Genomic DNA, 1,668 nt, shown 5'->3' on the forward strand with positions numbered 1-1,668 from the left:
AGTGCCCCGCGATACTTCAAACATGACAGTTGCTGACGGCGCGCGTTTGGCGCGCGTGGAACAAGAACTCGCCGCCGAACGCGCAGCCCGCGCGCGGGAGGCGCAGACGCATGCTGAGCAGGTTGCGCGGCTGGAGGCATCGAACGAGGCGCTGGGAAAAGCTATCGGGCTCTTTGAAGCGCCCTGAGTTTGTTGGAGACTCCTGACCTTGGAAACGAGGATGGGGTTATGCCGAAGGAACTGGCGAATGGGAAGCCGACGACGCGTCGCTACTCGGTCGAGGAGAAGGCCGCCGCGGTGCGGATGGTGAGGACGCTGCGCGCGGAGCTGGGCGTCACGCAGGGGACGGTGCAGCGGGTCGCGACGCAGCTCGGTTACGGGGTCGAGTCCGTGCGGATGTGGGTCAAGCAGGCCGACGTCGACGACGGTGTCGTCCCCGGTGTGAGCTCGGCGGAGGAGCAGCGGGTGAAAGAGCTCGAGCAAGAGAATCGGGAGCTGCGCCGGGCCAACGAGGTGCTGAAACGGGCGGCGTCTTTCTTCGGGGCGGAGCTCGACCGCCACTACCGGAAGTAGTCGCGTTCATCGACGCGAACAAGGACGACGTCGTGGACGGTCGCCGGCTCGGAGTCGAGCTCATCTGCAGACTGTTGCAGGTGGCTCCGAGCAGCTACTACGCCGCCAAGACCCGTGCGCCCTCTGCCCGTGCGCTGCGGGACGAGGAACTGATCCCGCAGCTGGTCGAGATCTGGGAGGCCAACTACCGCGTCTACGGGGTCCGCAAGCTCTGGAAGGCTGCCCGGCGTGGGGGCATCATGATCGGCCGCGACCAGACCGCGAGGCTGATGCGCGTCGCAGGGATCGAAGGTGCGAGGCGGTCGAAGCGGGTGAAGACCACGCGGCCGGACCCGGCGTCGTCGCGGCACCCGGACCTGGTCAAGCGGGAGTTCACCGCGACGGCACCGAACCGGCTCTGGGTGACCGATCTGACATTCGTGCCCACCTGGGCTGGCGTCGCCTACGTCTGCTTCATCATCGACGCGTTCTCCCGGATGATCGTGGGGTGGCGGGTCGCGTCACATATGCGCACCGAGATGGTCCTCGACGCGATCGAGATGGCGCGCTGGTCCCGAGGCGCCCACCATGAGGATCTGCGGTGTCACAGCGACGCGGGCTCTCAATTCACATCGATTCGCTACGGCGAACGCCTCGCAGAGATCGGTGCGACACCCTCGATCGGGACCGTCGGCGATTCGTATGACAACGCCCTGGCCGAGACGGTGAACGGCTACTACAAGGCCGAGTTGGTTCGCGGGCCCACCCGCTCGGGACCGTGGAAGACGGTCGAGGATCTCGAGCTCGCGACGCTCGGCTGGGTGCACTGGCACAACACGCAGCGCCTCCACGGATACCTCGGAGACGTCCCACCCGCCGAGTTCGAGAACGCGTTCTATGCTGTCCCCAACGACAGCAATCTGCTGATCGGAATCAAATAGCGCGAGTCTCCATCAGACCCAGGGCGCTTCAGGGCGGGCTTGCCGTGCGCCTTCGCCTTGCCCGGGTGCGCCGCCTTCGTGCTCGCGGTGCTGCTCTTCGAGTTGGACACGCTCGTCGTCGTGCTCGAGCTGTTGCCCGTCGAGCTGGACTCGCTCGACGCCTTCGTGCTCGTGG

1 protein-coding gene, 1 pseudogene and 1 other annotated feature are annotated in these 1,668 nt (G+C 66.2%); the gene and the pseudogene both read left to right on the top strand.

Annotated features, from left to right (window positions below; genetic code table 11):
• Positions 1-187 (top strand): annotated as a pseudogene (locus J4Z35_RS11595) (hypothetical protein); the annotation flags it as partial.
• A gap of 41 nt (positions 188-228) precedes the next feature.
• Positions 229-1,493, top strand: a protein-coding gene (locus tag J4Z35_RS11600) for an IS3-like element ISPfr12 family transposase (RefSeq protein ID WP_235181962.1) whose coding sequence is annotated in 2 segments (ribosomal slippage) — positions 229-532 and positions 532-1,493 — 1,266 coding nt in all. Because the reading frame shifts where the segments join, the coding sequence is not laid out codon by codon here.
• Positions 528-662, top strand: a sequence feature (AL1L pseudoknot). Its footprint overlaps the gene before it by 135 nt.
• Positions 1,494-1,668: the final 175 nt, after the last annotated feature.

The organism is Dermacoccus sp. NHGro5 (genome assembly GCF_017565385.1).
GTDB classification, from domain to species: domain Bacteria; phylum Actinomycetota; class Actinomycetes; order Actinomycetales; family Dermatophilaceae; genus Dermacoccus; species Dermacoccus nishinomiyaensis.